The sequence below is a fragment of the Halococcus saccharolyticus DSM 5350 genome, from assembly GCF_000336915.1.
Classification (GTDB): Archaea; Halobacteriota; Halobacteria; order Halobacteriales; family Halococcaceae; genus Halococcus; species Halococcus saccharolyticus.
The window spans coordinates 95,805-110,037 of record NZ_AOMD01000002.1; the positions used below are offsets into that span (position 1 = coordinate 95,805).

General features: G+C 60.9%; 29 protein-coding genes. 3 read left to right on the plus strand and 26 right to left on the minus strand.

Going from position 1 to position 14,233, the window contains the following annotated elements; genetic code table 11:
* Positions 1-51 precede the first annotated feature (51 nt).
* The gene (locus tag C449_RS00590; protein ID WP_006075916.1) at positions 52-1,299 is read left to right on the plus strand and encodes a tyrosine-type recombinase/integrase; all 1,248 of its coding nucleotides are present in this window, start codon (positions 52-54) and stop codon (positions 1,297-1,299) included.
* Positions 1,300-1,592: 293 nt separating this feature from the next.
* Here C449_RS00590 and C449_RS00595 read toward each other — a convergent pair whose 3' ends face one another.
* From C449_RS00595 to C449_RS00710, 23 genes are all read right to left on the minus strand, one after another.
* On the minus strand, positions 1,593-1,775 hold the full coding sequence (locus C449_RS00595; protein WP_049913781.1) for a hypothetical protein: 183 nt from the start codon (positions 1,773-1,775) through the stop codon (positions 1,593-1,595).
* Positions 1,776-2,044: 269 nt separating this feature from the next.
* Positions 2,045-3,601, minus strand: coding sequence for an ABC transporter permease (locus C449_RS00605; RefSeq protein ID WP_006075919.1), 1,557 nt, complete (start codon positions 3,599-3,601; stop codon positions 2,045-2,047).
* Between the two features lie 237 nt (positions 3,602-3,838).
* Positions 3,839-4,294 carry a reverse transcriptase-like protein gene (locus C449_RS00615; protein WP_206536521.1) on the minus strand — a complete coding sequence of 152 codons (456 nt, stop codon included), beginning with the start codon at positions 4,292-4,294 and terminating at the stop codon, positions 3,839-3,841.
* On the minus strand, positions 4,284-4,463 hold the full coding sequence (locus C449_RS00620; RefSeq protein ID WP_049913782.1) for a hypothetical protein: 180 nt from the start codon (positions 4,461-4,463) through the stop codon (positions 4,284-4,286). Before C449_RS00620 ends, C449_RS00615 begins: the two co-directional genes overlap by 11 nt.
* Positions 4,456-4,827: a helix-turn-helix transcriptional regulator gene (locus tag C449_RS00625; protein ID WP_006075922.1), complete on the minus strand. Its 372-nt coding sequence runs from the start codon at positions 4,825-4,827 to the stop codon at positions 4,456-4,458. Before C449_RS00625 ends, C449_RS00620 begins: the two co-directional genes overlap by 8 nt.
* Positions 4,820-5,059, minus strand: coding sequence for a hypothetical protein (locus C449_RS00630; protein WP_006075923.1), 240 nt, complete (start codon positions 5,057-5,059; stop codon positions 4,820-4,822). The genes C449_RS00625 and C449_RS00630 overlap by 8 nt, the downstream gene beginning before the upstream one ends.
* Complete coding sequence (locus tag C449_RS00635) at positions 5,052-6,005, minus strand: hypothetical protein (protein WP_006075925.1); 954 nt, start codon at positions 6,003-6,005, stop codon at positions 5,052-5,054. The genes C449_RS00630 and C449_RS00635 overlap by 8 nt, the downstream gene beginning before the upstream one ends.
* Positions 6,002-6,397 (minus strand): hypothetical protein, encoded by a 396-nt coding sequence (locus C449_RS00640; RefSeq protein WP_006075926.1) that lies wholly within the window; start codon positions 6,395-6,397, stop codon positions 6,002-6,004. The genes C449_RS00635 and C449_RS00640 overlap by 4 nt, the downstream gene beginning before the upstream one ends.
* 6 nt (positions 6,398-6,403) lie before the next feature.
* Positions 6,404-7,150, minus strand: a complete 747-nt coding sequence (locus tag C449_RS00645) for a DNA polymerase sliding clamp (RefSeq protein WP_006075927.1) — start codon at positions 7,148-7,150, stop codon at positions 6,404-6,406.
* Positions 7,147-7,776, minus strand: coding sequence for an HNH endonuclease (locus C449_RS00650; protein WP_006075929.1), 630 nt, complete (start codon positions 7,774-7,776; stop codon positions 7,147-7,149). Before C449_RS00650 ends, C449_RS00645 begins: the two co-directional genes overlap by 4 nt.
* Positions 7,773-7,913: a hypothetical protein gene (locus tag C449_RS17980; protein WP_161606414.1), complete on the minus strand. Its 141-nt coding sequence runs from the start codon at positions 7,911-7,913 to the stop codon at positions 7,773-7,775. The genes C449_RS00650 and C449_RS17980 overlap by 4 nt, the downstream gene beginning before the upstream one ends.
* On the minus strand, positions 7,910-8,101 hold the full coding sequence (locus C449_RS00655; protein ID WP_049913783.1) for a hypothetical protein: 192 nt from the start codon (positions 8,099-8,101) through the stop codon (positions 7,910-7,912). Before C449_RS00655 ends, C449_RS17980 begins: the two co-directional genes overlap by 4 nt.
* A complete protein-coding gene (locus tag C449_RS00660; protein ID WP_006075931.1) occupies positions 8,091-8,321 on the minus strand; it encodes a hypothetical protein in 231 nt (76 codons plus the stop codon). The genes C449_RS00655 and C449_RS00660 overlap by 11 nt, the downstream gene beginning before the upstream one ends.
* Positions 8,318-8,491, minus strand: a complete 174-nt coding sequence (locus C449_RS17985; protein ID WP_006075933.1) for a hypothetical protein — start codon at positions 8,489-8,491, stop codon at positions 8,318-8,320. Before C449_RS17985 ends, C449_RS00660 begins: the two co-directional genes overlap by 4 nt.
* Entirely contained in the window at positions 8,488-8,778 is a 291-nt protein-coding gene (locus tag C449_RS00665; RefSeq protein ID WP_006075934.1) for a hypothetical protein, read from the minus strand. Before C449_RS00665 ends, C449_RS17985 begins: the two co-directional genes overlap by 4 nt.
* Positions 8,778-8,987, minus strand: coding sequence for a hypothetical protein (locus C449_RS00670; protein ID WP_049913784.1), 210 nt, complete (start codon positions 8,985-8,987; stop codon positions 8,778-8,780). Before C449_RS00670 ends, C449_RS00665 begins: the two co-directional genes overlap by 1 nt.
* Positions 8,987-9,448, minus strand: a complete 462-nt coding sequence (locus tag C449_RS00675; RefSeq protein ID WP_006075936.1) for a hypothetical protein — start codon at positions 9,446-9,448, stop codon at positions 8,987-8,989. Before C449_RS00675 ends, C449_RS00670 begins: the two co-directional genes overlap by 1 nt.
* The gene (locus C449_RS00680; protein ID WP_006075937.1) at positions 9,445-9,708 is read right to left on the minus strand and encodes a hypothetical protein; all 264 of its coding nucleotides are present in this window, start codon (positions 9,706-9,708) and stop codon (positions 9,445-9,447) included. The genes C449_RS00675 and C449_RS00680 overlap by 4 nt, the downstream gene beginning before the upstream one ends.
* Entirely contained in the window at positions 9,705-9,887 is a 183-nt protein-coding gene (locus C449_RS00685; protein WP_006075938.1) for a hypothetical protein, read from the minus strand. Before C449_RS00685 ends, C449_RS00680 begins: the two co-directional genes overlap by 4 nt.
* 130 nt (positions 9,888-10,017) lie before the next feature.
* Entirely contained in the window at positions 10,018-10,896 is an 879-nt protein-coding gene (locus C449_RS00690; RefSeq protein ID WP_006075939.1) for a hypothetical protein, read from the minus strand.
* A complete protein-coding gene (locus tag C449_RS00695) occupies positions 10,893-11,783 on the minus strand; it encodes a ParB/RepB/Spo0J family partition protein (protein ID WP_006075941.1) in 891 nt (296 codons plus the stop codon). Before C449_RS00695 ends, C449_RS00690 begins: the two co-directional genes overlap by 4 nt.
* On the minus strand, positions 11,780-12,010 hold the full coding sequence (locus tag C449_RS00700; protein WP_006075943.1) for a hypothetical protein: 231 nt from the start codon (positions 12,008-12,010) through the stop codon (positions 11,780-11,782). The genes C449_RS00695 and C449_RS00700 overlap by 4 nt, the downstream gene beginning before the upstream one ends.
* A 175-nt stretch (positions 12,011-12,185) precedes the next feature.
* Positions 12,186-12,428 carry a hypothetical protein gene (locus C449_RS00710; RefSeq protein ID WP_006075944.1) on the minus strand — a complete coding sequence of 81 codons (243 nt, stop codon included), beginning with the start codon at positions 12,426-12,428 and terminating at the stop codon, positions 12,186-12,188.
* Positions 12,429-12,574: 146 nt separating this feature from the next.
* Here C449_RS00710 and C449_RS00715 point away from each other — a divergent pair, with 146 nt between their 5' ends.
* The gene (locus tag C449_RS00715) at positions 12,575-12,760 is read left to right on the plus strand and encodes a ribbon-helix-helix domain-containing protein (protein WP_006075945.1); all 186 of its coding nucleotides are present in this window, start codon (positions 12,575-12,577) and stop codon (positions 12,758-12,760) included.
* Between the two features lie 207 nt (positions 12,761-12,967).
* On the opposite strand, the gene C449_RS00725 is transcribed toward C449_RS00715, so the two are convergent.
* Both C449_RS00725 and C449_RS18770 read right to left on the minus strand, forming a co-directional pair.
* Positions 12,968-13,174, minus strand: a complete 207-nt coding sequence (locus C449_RS00725; protein ID WP_006075946.1) for a hypothetical protein — start codon at positions 13,172-13,174, stop codon at positions 12,968-12,970.
* 259 nt (positions 13,175-13,433) lie between these two features.
* Positions 13,434-13,562 carry a hypothetical protein gene (locus C449_RS18770; RefSeq protein ID WP_006075947.1) on the minus strand — a complete coding sequence of 43 codons (129 nt, stop codon included), beginning with the start codon at positions 13,560-13,562 and terminating at the stop codon, positions 13,434-13,436.
* A 138-nt stretch (positions 13,563-13,700) separates the two neighbouring features.
* Between C449_RS18770 and C449_RS00730 the strand changes: the two genes are divergently transcribed.
* Entirely contained in the window at positions 13,701-13,898 is a 198-nt protein-coding gene (locus tag C449_RS00730; protein WP_006075948.1) for a hypothetical protein, read from the plus strand.
* Here C449_RS00730 and C449_RS00735 read toward each other — a convergent pair.
* Positions 13,895-14,152 carry a hypothetical protein gene (locus tag C449_RS00735; protein WP_241430048.1) on the minus strand — a complete coding sequence of 86 codons (258 nt, stop codon included), beginning with the start codon at positions 14,150-14,152 and terminating at the stop codon, positions 13,895-13,897. The two genes, C449_RS00730 and C449_RS00735, sit on opposite strands and share 4 nt — an antisense overlap.
* Positions 14,153-14,233 lie beyond the last annotated feature (81 nt).

Sequence of the window (14,233 nt, forward strand, 5' to 3'; positions counted from 1 at the left end):
GTTCAGAGCCGTGAATAGGGTTTTATCACGAGCCTGGCCGACGCCCCCACCATGCCCACCGATCCAGCCACCGAGATCGTGAATCTGCGGGAACGTATCGAAACCGGCGACGAAATTTCTGATTCGGACAGCGAAGTCCTGCTTCGATTCTCCGACGAACTCCGTCTCCGCGGGGCTGAGTATTCCGATCATCGACATGAGAAACTCCTCCGTCATTGCACGATCATGGCCGAGGAGGTCGGCGGGCTCGCCGACACGCTCGACGATCGTGAGACGACCAAACGCATCGTCCGCTGGATCAATCGCACCTACGACAACGAGGAGACCAATCGAGACTATCGCATCGCCATCCGTGTCTTCGGCAAGCGCGTCACTGAGAGCGACGAACCGCCCGACAGTATCGACTGGGTGAGTGGCCAGACCTCGCGCAACTACGACCCCGCGCCCGAACCGCGCGACATGCTCCACTGGGATGACCACATCCTCCCGATGATCGAGGGATCGCGCAACCCGCGGGATGCGGCCCTCATCGCCGTCGCGTGGGACTCCGGCGCGCGGAGTGGCGAGATCCGTGGCCTCACCGTCGGTGACATCACCGACCACGATAACGGCCTCCAGATCACCGTCGAGGGCAAGACCGGCAAGCGGACTGTCACGCTCATCCCGAGCGTCCCACACCTCCAGAAGTGGATTGACGACCATCCCGCGCCCGACGATCGCAACGCACCCCTCTGGTGCAAGCTCAGTAGTGCCGACGAGCTCTCCTTCCGAATGTTCAAGAAGGCGCTCGAAAGCGCCGCTGAGCGTGCCGGCGTCGACAGACCCGTGACCCTCACCAACTTCCGGAAGTCGTGTGCCGCGCACCTCGCTTCCCGTGGAATGAATCAGGCCCATATCGAGGAACACCACGGGTGGACGCGGGGGTCGCGTGTCGCCAGTCGCTACATTAGCGTCTTTAGCGACGACTCCGACCGCGAGCTGGCGCGCATCCGTGGCCTCGACGTCTCCGACGAGGAACCCGACCCGATCGGCCCTGTCGAGTGTCCGCGGTGCGATCGGGAGACGCCGCGCGAACAGCCGACGTGCGTCTGGTGCAACCAACCCCTCTCCCAAGAGGGGAAGCAGCAACTCGACATGGAAGAGCGGCGCGTCCGCCGACAATTCATGAAGCGTGCTGCCGACAACCCCGAGTTCCTTGACATCCTCGAAGACGAAGTCGGTATGGACGAGTTCTTTGAGGACAGACAAGAACTCCGGAGCGAGATCGAACGATTCGCCCGTGAGCGAGCCGAGGACTGAGTTCTTTTCTGTTGTATCGTATGCCGCGATACCGTTCGGTGGCGCGACACTCGGCGATTCGATACCATTATAGGATGCGCCACCGTAGGAACAGGTGCGCATCACTGTGGTCTCCTTTGTGGGATCATGGGCGTGCTTTCCAGCGAGAACGCGATCGGGTGGCACCCCGGTCGTGTTACTTTTCCACGACGGAACCGCGCTCTCGTTAGCTACATCTACAGTGGCCCATGCACTAAAAACTACCGATAGCGGGTTGTAGGACGGTGTTACAGAGGATTTAGCGACTGATCGATTCATCCAAGCGCCTCCATAATCTCGGATTTGACACGCTCTTGATCGGGCGCATCCAACCCTTTCCGAAGCATGATGCGCGCCATCGCGCGTGTGCGCGGAGTGGACCCGAGCCGGGCTACGCGCTTGAGCATCTCCTCGTTCTCCTCGGCGAACGTCTCGATGTCCTGTAGTTCGTCGCTCATGGCCACCCTCCCTGAAGCACCGCGTCGAGCGTTCCGAGGTCGAGAGCGTCGATCGCCTCGTCACCCCAAATCTCGCGGGCTTCGGCTTCAGTCATCAGTGACCACCAATTCCTCCACCATGTGAGGTGGGATGTATCGAAGCATACGCCCCTTCTCAGCCTGCACCCAGCCACTCGGGAGGACGAAGGCATCGTCGGCTACGAGGCTGTCTCGTTCATCATCCACGAATCGGACCTCGTGACGGCCCTCGTTAGGGGAGTTATCAGCCATTATCCCGACGCCCTCGTGCTGTTATTGCCGGCGGGTTGGATCGACACCGACTCGTTATCGTAGACCTGGAGTGTCGAGACCACCGTGCCGTTGGCGTTGCGCTTCTCGACGATCACCGACACGTCGCCGGATGCGTTGGTGTTGTTGCCACCAGCGGCCACCTCCCCCGCGCTCTTCTGGCCGTCGAGGAACGCCTCAACAGCCGGCGTATCGGACACCTCTCGGACGTTGGATGATTCTGCGTTCACGAACGCGACGTAGGAGACCCCGGTGCCGTCGTTCGGAATCACGCGAACCATCCAGTAGAGTTGTCCGTCAACCACCGTAGGCAACGGTTCGGCCGGCGTGAATCGGTCCCAGTCCGTCGTGCGAGCTGCCTGCCGGACGTAGTTCGCCGCCTTCCGTGGCCCGAACAGTGACTCGCCGTCAGGACTCTCGTAGACGACAGGGTTGCCGGTGCGACCGTCGACCTCCCACACTTCTTTGAGTCCCTGCGCGTTGCCGTAGGGTTCCGCCGCGACGACGTACTTCGTGCCGTTCTGCGTCGGCATCATGTACGGCTGGTCGTTGCCCTTGCCCGGCGTCGGCGCGACCTCGATCTCTTCGGAGTGAGCGCCCACGACCGGGAGCGTGTTCACGATCCCGTTGCGGAACTTCGTCGACTTGACCTTCTTTTTCGTGAGGTCGAACGGCACGAGTTTCTGACCCTTCAACACCGGGTGGTTCCGTGCCTCTTGCGGCGAGAGGTCAGTCACCTCACCGTCCGGCCCGACGAGTGCGACACCGCCCCATTCCGGGGTCGTGTACGGCGTCGGAATCGGCGCGAAACGAACGTTGAAGTTGGGCTTCGTGTACGGCACCGCGATGTACGACTCGCCGTTGTGCGGCACCATGAACGGATCTTCGTAGTTGGCGAGGTACTGTCCGTTCTTCAGCACTTCCCACTTGTAGTGGTTGTAGAACGCGGTGCCGATGCCTGCATCCATCTTGTCGTTGATGGTCCGGACATCCGCGTTCTGCTGGGTCATGTCGACGAGCACCGTCCCGCGCTGCTGGAGCGCGAAGTGGTTGCGCGTGCCGTCCGGGGCGAGCGCGTAACTCCAGTGCGGCGTGTCGTTGACGAACGTGATGTCACGCTTCGTGGTCTGGTACTGCGGGAGGTCGAGCGTGTTCGCGGCGTAGTTACTCGCGACGTTGCCGGGGACGATCCGCGGCTGTTGGGCGTCCACGTCGCTCAGGTTGTTCGTGGGTTCCGCCGACCCCATCATCCGGTCGGACAGGTCTTCCGAGGCGTAGAACCCCGCCGAGATCGACGCCACGATGAAGCCGATGATAATCACCGCTGCGAGCGCCTGGACTGCTGTCGACGGCCCGCTGTCGTCCATCGACATGAGCGCGTAGCCTCCGAGTGCCACGGTAGCAGCAGTAAGCACCCACAACGTCGGCGTCGTGTAGATCCCGAACACGATCCACTGGAGCCACGGGCGGAAGTACCAGGCGAGGCCGAGTGCCAGTAGCGATACGACTGCGCCGATTGCTGCGTATTTCTTGCTCATGAATTTCTCTCGCAAGCTCGCTATCGAAGAGTTTGCACTGTCGTTCTCAGACATAGGTATCAAGCCCCGCTTGTTCCGCCACGATGCCTTGACACAACGCTGAACAGGCGTCTACTTGACACACATACCGCGCAGTCATGATGTCCCCGTGATCCTCGATGAACTCGCGTTCCCACTCGTGACCCTGGGGATGCAACGGCGAGTCCTCGGGCAACTCCAGCCCCTCGGGAGTCTCAATCATTTGACCGAGACCCCCGGACACGCCCGCCGCGCTTCCTCGTGGGCGATCTGGTTTTCCTCTCGATCGACGGGCCACACTTCGGATCGATCGTACCCGTTCAACCGCCGTTGAATCCGTGAAACATGTCGCATGTATGGCTCGTGCGTCCACTCGTTTTGGATCGCCTCTGCGGCCTGATCCGAGTCGGTGTAAAGCACCACCCGCGAGGCTTCGTGGGGCGCGGCCGCGTCGAGTGCGTACAGCGCCGCGAGGTACTCGCCTTCGGCGTGTGAGAGGAGGCCGACCTCCGTGCCGTCGCGTTCGAGGAGTGCGCCCGCTTTGGGGTCGGTCCCGAGTACACACCACCCGACAGCGGCGTTGCCGTCTTTACACGAAACATCGCCGTAGACGCGCAGCGTGTGATACCGTCCCGGCCGCGTTCGCGTGCCGGATCGGTGCATGTTACTCGACATCTCCATCACCCCACCGCCCGCGCGTGCGGTCGAGAATCTCGTCTAAGTCCGAGATGTCATCCTCCACCCACCCGCGTTCCTGATCGCTCAACTCGTCGCCAGCCAGCTCGTCGCGGTGGCGTTCGATAGCGATCATGAGCGGGATCTCCGCCGACAGCGCGTCACTCATAGACATCACCACCGAGTTCTTCGCGCAGCCGGCGAGCACGCGGGACGTTCGGACTGGTGCGCCCCGTCTCCCAATGCGAGATCGTGGTTGTCGTGACGCCGACTTCGACAGCGAGTTCGGATTGATTAAGCCCCGCCGCGTTCCGTCGCTCGCGAATCCACTCACCGCTCGGGATGATGGGCAACAGCGGTTCGCCCAACTCGTCGTGCTTACAATCGCGGTTGATGTGGTCGCCGAGACTATCGCTGGAGCGCCCAAACGCGAGTGCTAACTCGTCGTAGGTCCACCCGTCTTCGCTCAGGAAACGGAGCGCCTGACACTCGTTGGGCGTGATTTCATCCTTCGCCGAGACGCCCTCAGCCATCGATCGCCACCTCCACGCCCGAGCCATCGGCCACAACCCCACCGTCGGCTTCGAGACGTTCGACCGCCCGTTCAAGCGCCTCGACGCGCCGTTCGAGGCGGGCGAGGTCTTGCTCGCGTTCGCGAGACTCACGCCGCAGCGCGTTGTTCTCGGCTTTCAACTCACAGTTCGGACAGTCCGAGTAGTGGTCGCGGCCGTGGTCGTGATCGAGACACCGCGCTGAATCACCCATCGTCCGCCACCTCCGCGCGTTCGAGGACGCCCTGCCAGTCTGTATCGAACTTACGCTCGACAGTCCGAGCGCGCCACTTGCCGTCCACGTCGTACTGCTGGCGGCTCTTCTCGCCACTAGTCTGGATGACTCGCCGAACGTCGTCGAGCGCCGCCTCGTTGGACTCCTCTCGTGCCCGCGCCCTGCGGGTTTCGTAGAGGTCTCGCGGGTCGGCGTCCGTCCACCGTCTTACCTCGCGTTTCACGTACTCTTCGCTGAGGTCATACACCGTGGCAACCTCCGACGGCGAATGGCGCTTGAGTAACACCGCCGCGGTGTTTGCCCGGCGCTGGCGCGCACGCTCTTTCTCCCTCTCGATGTCGATGCTGCGCGGGGTGAGGAAGTTGCCGTGAAATCCGTCCGGCGCAAGCCCGAATCGCGGCGCGATCTCCCGTGGGGTGTGGCAAAGCCGAACCAGGTCGTCAACGGCGTCAACGCGTGCTTCGACCAACGCCTCACGCGCGGCGGTGCGCCACTCACGACAGCAGTCATCCGTGTGCTCGTGCTCGCCCTGCACCCTGACAGTCCCTTTCGACCGCTCCTCTCGAACAACGAGCGCGCCGCACTCACAGCGGACGTAGACCGCGGCGAACCGACTCTTGTCGTGGTAGTTGGGGTTGACCCACTTCATCGCGCGATCGCTGGTTTGCGTGTAATAATCGGGAACTCGCCAACTCCCGAGAAGGTCCAAAATGCGCTTGTTGAGCGTCCGGGCGACCTGCCGCTCGAAATAATGCCCGAGCAAGAACGTTGCCTTGGTTTTCGGCATCCCATCGATAGCGTTCTTCAGCGTGAGCGCACTCTCAAACGGATCGTTGACGGCGTTCTCTCCCTGTATGAGAAACTCGTGACGGCCCACCTCGTCCGGCAGATCGGCCGTCTCGCTGTCGGTACTCTCGACACTCATGCGCCACCCTCCCGCGAGGTCGGCACGTCGTCATGGCACACCGAACAGGGATAGCATCGCCTCGCCTGGGCTTCGGCGCGCGTCGTCTCGGTCCACTCGCGGCCGGCCACGTTGGCTCGCTTCGCACACTGCGCGGCAGGACCATCGCCGTCGCCGTCCGCGTTGTGGTAGGCTTTGGGGCCGCCGCCGGGATTCATGACGAACACCGTCGCGTCGGGATCGCCACCGTCCTGCGAGCGCCGCCACTCGCGGTGGTCGCGCGTGCGCGGTCCGCCACGGTGGGTGTTCCCACCGGAGCATTCGTGCGCCCGTCCAGCGACGTAGAACGCACCACAGTCGGGGCACTCGTCGAACGCATCGGACTCGGCCGCCGTGACCCTGGATTCACTCATCGCGAATCACTCCGACTGGATACGCGGGGCGAGCATCGCCGTCGCCTCGCCCGCACCCTCGGCGAACTCACTGTCGATCATGACGGGGAACTCCTCGCCGAGTCGCATCACCAGCTCGTCGCCCGCCGCCCACGGCTTGTGCATGTCCTTCATGTAATCCAACGAATACAGCGAGTGCGCCGCGCCGACCTCCAGATCGATCAGGTCGTCACGGCCCAACGCCACATGCACGTCGTCGGTATCACCGTCGGCATCGACGTAGAACACCTCGTCGTCGGCGTCCACGCCGAGTGCGATATGATCCGAGACCATATCGGCGGCCGTGATACCACGCTTCAGGTCGCGCGCTTCGAGCGCGATCTCGGCGGGCAAATCGAGGTCGGGAATGTCGGGCTCGCTCCGAATCGAATCGGGATCGATCAGCGCCAGCGTATAGGAGACTGCGCCGACCTCGATCTCCAGTTTCCGCGTCTCTTCGTTGAGTTCGAGATGCACGAGGTCGCCCGCATCGGCCATGCCAACGATGTCCGCCAGCCGTTCGGTGTTGACACCGAGCACCTCGCCGTCGCCCGTGTAGGACTCGAACGCCTCCGCGTCCAACGATAGCGAGACCATTGCGACGTTCGCCGGCCCTACTGCCTTTGTTTGAAAGCCGTCTTTTACGCAGTGAATCTTGCCCTCGTTGACGACGGTATTCAGACGGTCGAGATACTGTCCGATACTTTCTGCCTGGGTGATGGCTTTGAAACTCATGCGGAACCCCCTCCGAGTTTACCGGCCTCCCGCAGTTCCTCCATTAACTCGCGCTGCTCGTCTGCATTCTCCAACCCGTGCTTTCGGCGGTGTTCTGACGGGTCTAGGACGGAGATGTTCCCAGGACGGTTATCGAACCGGCGTCCGTTCTTGTGGTGAACATCGTTGCCGGCGACTTCCTCGAACCCGAACTCAGCGACCGCTAGCAAACGATGGACGGGAACTCGGTGGTGCGTCCCGTCGACATACGTCTTCCAAACCGGGTAGCCGTTGGAGTTGATCTTGTACGGAGCATATCCGTAGCCACTCCGAGAGGGTCGCCTCTCTATTCCGGCCTTCTCCAACTGTGTGCAAACATAACCCCGCGAACACCCAAACTCTTGGCTTATTTTAATAGTACTCAGACCCTCCTCAACGTACAACTCGCGGAGTTCGTCTTCCCCATCCCAAGGCACCTCCTTTGCACGGCCACTAGATTTCCGTTCAAGATCGAACCTATCGAACGCCTTTTTAACATAGTATACGGTACTGCCGATCTCGCCAGCAATTCCTTTGTATGAGAGATCGTCTTCCCAGTACATCTCTCGGAGCTTGTCGGGGTCGTTGAGGATTTCTTCGGTGTTCATGAGTCGTTGGTCTCCGCAGTAGTTGGCTGGCGATCCTCCGGCCGCTCGCCGAACACCCAGAACTGGATGAGTGCGACCGCACCGATCGAACACAGCGTGAACCCGACGCCAGCGAGTACGGTCTCAATGGGCGTCATGGCACACGCCTCCACAGGTCGATGCCATCCCCGTCACGCCGCGTCACATACCGCCCCCACTCGTCGGCCGCGATCTCGACCGCGTGCTCGCCGAGGAGGTGGGCTTTGACCTCCTGCGCCGTGCCGGCGTCGTAGGCACAGAAATGGCAGTGGTAGTCGTCGCTGTCGCGTTTGGCGCTACTCGCCATCGTCACCACCCACCTTGACGCGGACCTCGCCATCGGCGAAGTCAGAACGCGTCCACTCCACGCCAAGCCCGTGCTCGCGCGCTTTCTCAAACACGTCCTCGGTGTCGATAATATCGGAGTCGTTGTACTCCTCGCAGGTGACGATATAGCCCTCGTCGTCGGCGTTGCCGAGCTTGACGCCGTTCAGATCGAGGACGGCCATGACGAACGATTCGCTCATAGTATCACCGTCAGAACCACGCCGAGTTCGTGGAGCGTCCACGCCGCCGTGGCGGCGGCGATCCCGACGAGCGCCCCCACCGCAACAGCAGCCAGGGCGGTGATAAGCGCCATTATCACACCCGCGAGCACCGCGGCCGCGAGGTCAATCGCCCAGTGGTCTTCACTCATGACTGAATCCCTCCGTAAAACGCGGCGAAACACGTCTCGCACCGCTCGGTTTCGAGCGCCAGTTCGCTATTAGCCACGATCACCTGGATACTGGCGGCCGGGTACTCGTCACAGTCCGGGTCGCAGGCCGGCGGGCGGACATACCCACCCTCTCCATCCACATCGACGGTGGTCGGCGCGACGGCGTGCCTGATGCGCCCCCGCTCGCCCTGCGTGAGTGCGACGATGCCACTCTTGCCGATGGGATCGCGGTGGGGGTCGATGACCACCTGCGATTCGGCGGCCATTATCTCGCCCTCCCGATGCGCTCGACGGCACTCTCGATCGGGCCGTCGGTGCTCTCCGTCTCACTCTCCTCGTCCTCGTCGGCCAGTCTAGCGAGCAACTCAGCGGCGTCAGCCAGCCGCTCGATCGCCGCCGCGTCGTTCCGGAGGTCGATGTCCGTCTGCGCTTTGCTGACAGTCTCGCGGGCGTGCAGGCGGTCTTTGGCGACCATCACCCACCACCCCCCCGCCCAATGTCGAAGTCAATCAGTCCGAACGATTGCCGGACCTCGTCGATGTCGTCGCCGAAGGCGTCGGCCAGTTTCTCACAGATTGCGTTGTACGCCTGCGCGTGGATCGTCCCGCGTTCGTCATCCCACGCGCCCGGAATGTCGATCACCGTGAACGCGATCGACCTATGCCCGAGGAACAACGCCCCCGACCACGGATCGAAACACACGCGCTCACAATCATAGGCGTCCAGACCGGGCCGCCCCGAGAGTTCGATACCGCGCTCCCACCCGTGTTCGGGACACACGGTGTCGGGTGCCGTCCGCCCGTTCCACCGCCGCGCAGCGTGCGGGTGGATATACGGCGACCAATACGGCCGGCGCGGGAGTTCGTCGGTTTCCGGTTCGGCCACGTCGCCGCTCGGCAACTGGACAGTTCCTGGTGACTGGCTCTCGGTGCTCATTCTGCCTCGCCCCCCGAGCCGGTCTTGATCCCCTCTGGCGGGACGGCCCACCCGGAGAGCCACTGGCCTTTGCCACCATCACTGACTGGCTGGCCGGGTTCGCCCGCGGTGGCGAGCGTGATGCGCTGGCCATTATGCCCGCCCGGACGCGCTTCGACAGTCTCGTCCAGTGGCCCGACGCGCTCGCGTTCGGTGCGCTCGGAGACGGGGCCGCGCTCGAATACGGACTGGAGCGAGCGACGGAGCGTCTTGTCGCTCATGATTTCACCACTTCACTGTCAAGTTGTGTAACCGAGGAGTACGCACCACTCGCAACAGCGATGTGGAAATGAGCACTCAGCAGTTTGTCAATGAGCTCGTCTTTTGATTTTTCACGGAGTTGTGACCTCTCCCCTTCGACGACCTCCTCAGCGTGCAGTAGGTGCTGTTCGTCGTTCATAGCCAGACCTCCCACACGGCACCGCACGAGCGACACTTGTTCCGGCCGTCGAGCGTCTCGGTTGGTGGGCTATCCCCGCAGGTCGGACACGTCGCAGGTCCAACGACCGTCGTAGACGTGTGGTCGGCGCTCATCGCGTCCGCACCCACCCTTCAGTCTCGCCCCACTTCCACCGTTTCTCGTCAGTCGTACCGGCGGTGAATTGGCGCTGCCACTTGTTGATGACAAGCGGCGAGTTGATGGCTCCATAGATCCGGCGCTCGGTTTCGACGTTGTTGAACGCGAGTTCCTCGATCTCGCGCATCGTAATCCCGAGCGGCTTGTTCCCTGAGCGTGTGTACGCGCGGTGAGACCACAGCGCCACGAGGTCAAGCGTCTGCGTCGGCCACCCCATCCCGCGCTTGTCGCTCTCTGTTGGTTTCTTGAAGTAAGCGCGTGGGAGTGGGCTGTGGTGGTCTCGTACCTGTTGGAAAAGCGCATCGCCAGGCGACTTCGATCGCATGACAGCGTAGAATGGCGTCTCGAACTCGCCAGGGTCGTTGAACCCGAGCGAGTCTTCAAGCACCGCGAGGAGTTGGTCGCGGAGCGCCTGGTTATCGACACGGAGGACGAGTTCGCGCACCGGGAGGTCGTATACGTCGTCGTACCGATCGAACCAATTCATCAGGTGGCCGTGGTATTTATCGTATGGCGTGCCACCGACGTTCGACCGATCGTATTTGAGTTCCACCGAGACACCTTCCGGCGTCTTCGCTTTCAGACAGTCCGAAAGGCCGCCCGTGAGTGGAATTTCATTCGTGTGGCTGACGATCTTCCGATCGGCCACGATGCGCTGTACGTCGGATGGATCGACGAAACGCATGATCTCCCGGTAGGACTGACTCAAGAAGCACCCACGCGAGCGTCGGTCTTGGTCCGAAAAGCGATCGGTAAGGGCGTCGTACACCAACTCGGGGATGTCTTCTTTGTGGATGACATCCTCTGACGGCTGCGCGGCTTGGGAACTCATAGGAACCCCTCCGCTTCGAGATACCGCACGATCTCTTGGCGTGCGACTTGGTTCTCGGTCGCGCCGCGTTGCTTTGCGGCGGTCGTGAGGGCTTCGGATTCGTCACCTGAAAAGGTAAGTTCGATCCGAGTGCGCTCCTCTGCTTTTGTTTCTTGTATCTCCTGTTTTTCACGAGTGACAGATTCGACCGCCCCGTGAGGGTCTTGACCTCTGTCGACCCGTTTTTTCGCCTCGTTTAGATCGTGTTGATTAAGCCCATCCTGAACGGCTTTGGTGGCGATTTCTTCCCCTTCACTGCCGCCACCAGTCATTTTCCGTATTTCCCTAACCGAATTATCGTCTAAATTGTCAACGGTCTTCTCCGTCTGCCCTTTGGTGGGCGAAGTTGATGTGCTGTTGTCGTGTTCTGGATGGAGGGCTGTTCCCTCCCACTCCTCGCGGCCCCGTTCGATCATTCGAGTCACCACCTTTCTCCCAACACCAAGCGCCTCGGCTGCCTGCCGCTGGTTGTAATTTTGCTTGTCCATCAAACGGAGAATTGCGGTGGCCCGGTCCTCTGGCAACACGTCTTCTCTAAACACATCGATATTCTCGGTGATCGACGCCTCTAGTGCTTCGGCGTCGTCCCACCCGACCACCACAACGGGGATGGTCTCGACACCGCCCGCGGCCTGCGCACCGAGCACACGCCGCTGGCCGACCACGGCCTCATAGGGCACTTCAGCGTCGTCCATCCCGTCGCGCTCGCGCACGAGCGGGGGCTGGATCACGCCCTGTTTCTCGATCGACTCTTGGATCGAGCTGGTAACGGGCGAGGACCGCCGCTCGTTCATGTCGCTCACCGCGACCTCGTAGGGATCGACCTCGCGGTACTGGTTCTCTGTCATTCGGAACCACCACCGAGGAGTTCGAGCGCGATCTGCTGCCACGCGAGTTCTTTGATCTGCCAGTCGTTGCCTTCGATGCTGACGTTCACGACCGAGACGTCTTCTGCCTCACCGCTCAGACCGTTCGCGTTCTCACGAAGGTGCGCGAGTGCTTCGTCGCGTGTGTCGTGAATCGATTCGCCGCTCGGCAATTGGACCATGAAGAACTCGGAATTGCTAACGTTCATGCTGACACCTCGCCGGCCGCGCCGCTGTGTTCGGGTTCGCTACGATCGGTAGCCTTTCGGCTTCGGAGTTCGTGGTTGAACATGGGACTGGGTTCAGCAGTCTCCGCGGGCTTTGACCCCTCTCGTGGCACGACCTGGCCGGCCACGGAGGGCGATACGCCCCGCGTGCGTGCGTTCATCGCTCTCCACCATCAGCGAAAAGCGTCTGCTGATCCGGGTCATCCGAAACGTAGCGATCGATCGCGTCCACTTCCCACCCATCGGAGAGATCGCGGCCCGCCTCCTCTTTCTGCTCGTGTGCGTGCACGTACAGTTCGATTGCGTCACGCGCCACCTGCGAAAATGACGTGTCGATGCCACCACACTCGTCAAGCCGATCTAGGAGGTCTTGCTCGATGGTCATCGACTTCCGTTTCATGGACCTGACTTATGCGGGTGTGACCTTAATACTTATGTTGTTAATCCGTTATGCGGTTATGAAGTAGGAAGTAAGAACTACTGCCGTCTCATCGTATGTCTGACGTAAGTATTATAATCATACGTCTAGTAGACCCACGTACAGCGATGACCGACAACACCGTTCGCGTGACGATCAGCATGGACGAAGATCTCGATAAGGAGATCGAGGACCAGCTCGACTATGGCGACAACAAAAGCGAGTTCATCCGCAACGCGCTACGGAAGGAACTCGATGGTGAGTGTGGTTCAGAGGGAAATCCGAAGGCGGCGACGGGGATGGCGGCTGACTAAGGCCGTGTCAAACCGCCGCCGTTCTGGTTACTCTCCAATTGACGCTCACAACAGTCGCTGACAAGCTCAGTCACCGACTTGTCGGTCTTTCGTAGCTCGTCACCCATCGCAATCAGTAGTTCCTCGCCGATCTCGACCTCGTTTTCAACAGTAGATTCGGTGTCTGTCTCGTGCATTGGATTTGAATTATTCCAGTGGATCGTTCCGCTAGGCCTCTTCGAGTACGTCGTGGTGGTTGACGGTCTCGCCAGTCCGCTTGTCGTGGAGTTCCCAAAACTCCGGATCGACCTCGGGATCGGAACTCCGCGAACACGTCGCACACCAGAGATGGTTGTTCGTCGGTTCCCAGCTCGTATGACCGCGCGGGCAGGTGTACCGCCACGGCTGGCGTCGTGGGGCGCTTGCCAGTGACATCCCATCACATCCCACGCACATCCGCCCATAAACTGTTGTTCTGATCCGGAGTGAAAGTAATACAGTTCTGGAAATCGACATCCGGCGACGGTGTTCGACTCGAACCGATCGGGGGTTAGATGAACGGGCACGGGGTAGTGGCCCGAAGCAAGCCACGGTGATTCTTCCATCATCCTCCGGGCCAAGTCAACAGTACGCATGATAAAAATTGTGGCCGAAACGGGGGAATTACCCGGCTTCCGGAAATCGACGGAACTGTCTACTCCAGTTCGTCGAGGCCGGCCGAAAGCACCTCCTCGTAGGCGGCGTCGAGATCGAGATCGTGAGCTTCGGCATAATCTTTGACACGCCCGTGCGTGGCATGGCTAATATCGATATACGGTCTCATCGTCCCAATGTCCCACGCGACGTTTATCTTACTTACTGACGTTTAGACAATTATGCCATTCCGTCGTCTCAGACGATCCGGCAATAGCGGCAATATCGGCGGAAGTCTTTCACGAAGAACTGCCTAAGTATGGTGAGGATGTCGAGCGATAATCCCACACTCGAAGGCAAGTCCCGCCACGAGGTCACGATCACGGAAGAACACCGCGAGCGAATGCTGGAGTTGTTCGACTCGCCGAAGATCACCGACGCGATCCGACAGTCGTCGCTGCGCGGGATGGAGTGCAAACAGCAGACTCGGGAATGCAACTGCGAGTGTGGGGGTGAAAGCGGTTAATCCTCTGGTTCAGAAACCAACTCGTAGAGTCCGTCGTCGTAGAGATTGCGTGTGTGGCCATGTTCCGTCAGCCGCTGTAACCGCTGGCTGATGTAGGTGCTGGTGATCTCTTTCCGACGGCCTTCATCAATCACGCGATCACGGGCGTACACTGGTGTCACACGTCCTTCTTTGAGATACCCGACGAGAATCGCGTCGATCTCACGGAGGTCGTTCTTCGAGAGCGCCATACCGACTCTTTCCTCGGCTTGCATTACACGCTTTTGCTACGAACCCGCCGCATAAAGTGTTTGTGTTGCAAGCGTGAGATGGTGGTTTGAGTCACAAGTTTTATT

Excerpts from the sequence above, each read along its gene's own strand:
- C449_RS00675 (WP_006075936.1), bottom strand. The coding sequence starts at position 9,448 with ATGAGCACCGAGAGCCAGTCACCAGGAACTGTCCAGTTGCCGAGCGGC.
- C449_RS00660 (WP_006075931.1), bottom strand. The coding sequence starts at position 8,321 with ATGAGCGAATCGTTCGTCATGGCCGTCCTCGATCTGAACGGCGTCAAG.
- C449_RS00625 (WP_006075922.1), bottom strand. The coding sequence starts at position 4,827 with ATGGCTGAGGGCGTCTCGGCGAAGGATGAAATCACGCCCAACGAGTGT.
- C449_RS00630 (WP_006075923.1), bottom strand. The coding sequence starts at position 5,059 with ATGGGTGATTCAGCGCGGTGTCTCGATCACGACCACGGCCGCGACCAC.
- C449_RS00730 (WP_006075948.1), top strand. The coding sequence starts at position 13,701 with ATGTCGAGCGATAATCCCACACTCGAAGGCAAGTCCCGCCACGAGGTC.
- C449_RS17985 (WP_006075933.1), bottom strand. The coding sequence starts at position 8,491 with ATGAGTGAAGACCACTGGGCGATTGACCTCGCGGCCGCGGTGCTCGCG.
- C449_RS00710 (WP_006075944.1), bottom strand. The coding sequence starts at position 12,428 with ATGAAACGGAAGTCGATGACCATCGAGCAAGACCTCCTAGATCGGCTT.
- C449_RS00695 (WP_006075941.1), bottom strand. The coding sequence starts at position 11,783 with ATGACAGAGAACCAGTACCGCGAGGTCGATCCCTACGAGGTCGCGGTG.
- C449_RS00595 (WP_049913781.1), bottom strand. The coding sequence starts at position 1,775 with ATGAGCGACGAACTACAGGACATCGAGACGTTCGCCGAGGAGAACGAG.
- C449_RS00645 (WP_006075927.1), bottom strand. The coding sequence starts at position 7,150 with ATGAGTTTCAAAGCCATCACCCAGGCAGAAAGTATCGGACAGTATCTC.
- C449_RS00685 (WP_006075938.1), bottom strand. The coding sequence starts at position 9,887 with ATGAACGACGAACAGCACCTACTGCACGCTGAGGAGGTCGTCGAAGGG.
- C449_RS00650 (WP_006075929.1), bottom strand. The coding sequence starts at position 7,776 with ATGAACACCGAAGAAATCCTCAACGACCCCGACAAGCTCCGAGAGATG.
- C449_RS00635 (WP_006075925.1), bottom strand. The coding sequence starts at position 6,005 with ATGAGTGTCGAGAGTACCGACAGCGAGACGGCCGATCTGCCGGACGAG.
- C449_RS18770 (WP_006075947.1), bottom strand. The coding sequence starts at position 13,562 with ATGAGACCGTATATCGATATTAGCCATGCCACGCACGGGCGTGTCAAA.
- C449_RS00615 (WP_206536521.1), bottom strand. The coding sequence starts at position 4,294 with ATGTCGAGTAACATGCACCGATCCGGCACGCGAACGCGGCCGGGACGG.
- C449_RS00690 (WP_006075939.1), bottom strand. The coding sequence starts at position 10,896 with ATGAGTTCCCAAGCCGCGCAGCCGTCAGAGGATGTCATCCACAAAGAA.
- C449_RS00700 (WP_006075943.1), bottom strand. The coding sequence starts at position 12,010 with ATGAACGTTAGCAATTCCGAGTTCTTCATGGTCCAATTGCCGAGCGGC.
- C449_RS00590 (WP_006075916.1), top strand. The coding sequence starts at position 52 with ATGCCCACCGATCCAGCCACCGAGATCGTGAATCTGCGGGAACGTATC.
- C449_RS00620 (WP_049913782.1), bottom strand. The coding sequence starts at position 4,463 with ATGAGTGACGCGCTGTCGGCGGAGATCCCGCTCATGATCGCTATCGAA.
- C449_RS00680 (WP_006075937.1), bottom strand. The coding sequence starts at position 9,708 with ATGAGCGACAAGACGCTCCGTCGCTCGCTCCAGTCCGTATTCGAGCGC.
- C449_RS00735 (WP_241430048.1), bottom strand. The coding sequence starts at position 14,152 with ATGCAAGCCGAGGAAAGAGTCGGTATGGCGCTCTCGAAGAACGACCTC.
- C449_RS00640 (WP_006075926.1), bottom strand. The coding sequence starts at position 6,397 with ATGAGTGAATCCAGGGTCACGGCGGCCGAGTCCGATGCGTTCGACGAG.
- C449_RS00655 (WP_049913783.1), bottom strand. The coding sequence starts at position 8,101 with ATGGCGAGTAGCGCCAAACGCGACAGCGACGACTACCACTGCCATTTC.
- C449_RS00605 (WP_006075919.1), bottom strand. The coding sequence starts at position 3,601 with ATGAGCAAGAAATACGCAGCAATCGGCGCAGTCGTATCGCTACTGGCA.
- C449_RS00725 (WP_006075946.1), bottom strand. The coding sequence starts at position 13,174 with ATGTCACTGGCAAGCGCCCCACGACGCCAGCCGTGGCGGTACACCTGC.
- C449_RS00665 (WP_006075934.1), bottom strand. The coding sequence starts at position 8,778 with ATGGCCGCCGAATCGCAGGTGGTCATCGACCCCCACCGCGATCCCATC.
- C449_RS17980 (WP_161606414.1), bottom strand. The coding sequence starts at position 7,913 with ATGACGCCCATTGAGACCGTACTCGCTGGCGTCGGGTTCACGCTGTGT.
- C449_RS00670 (WP_049913784.1), bottom strand. The coding sequence starts at position 8,987 with ATGGTCGCCAAAGACCGCCTGCACGCCCGCGAGACTGTCAGCAAAGCG.
- C449_RS00715 (WP_006075945.1), top strand. The coding sequence starts at position 12,575 with ATGACCGACAACACCGTTCGCGTGACGATCAGCATGGACGAAGATCTC.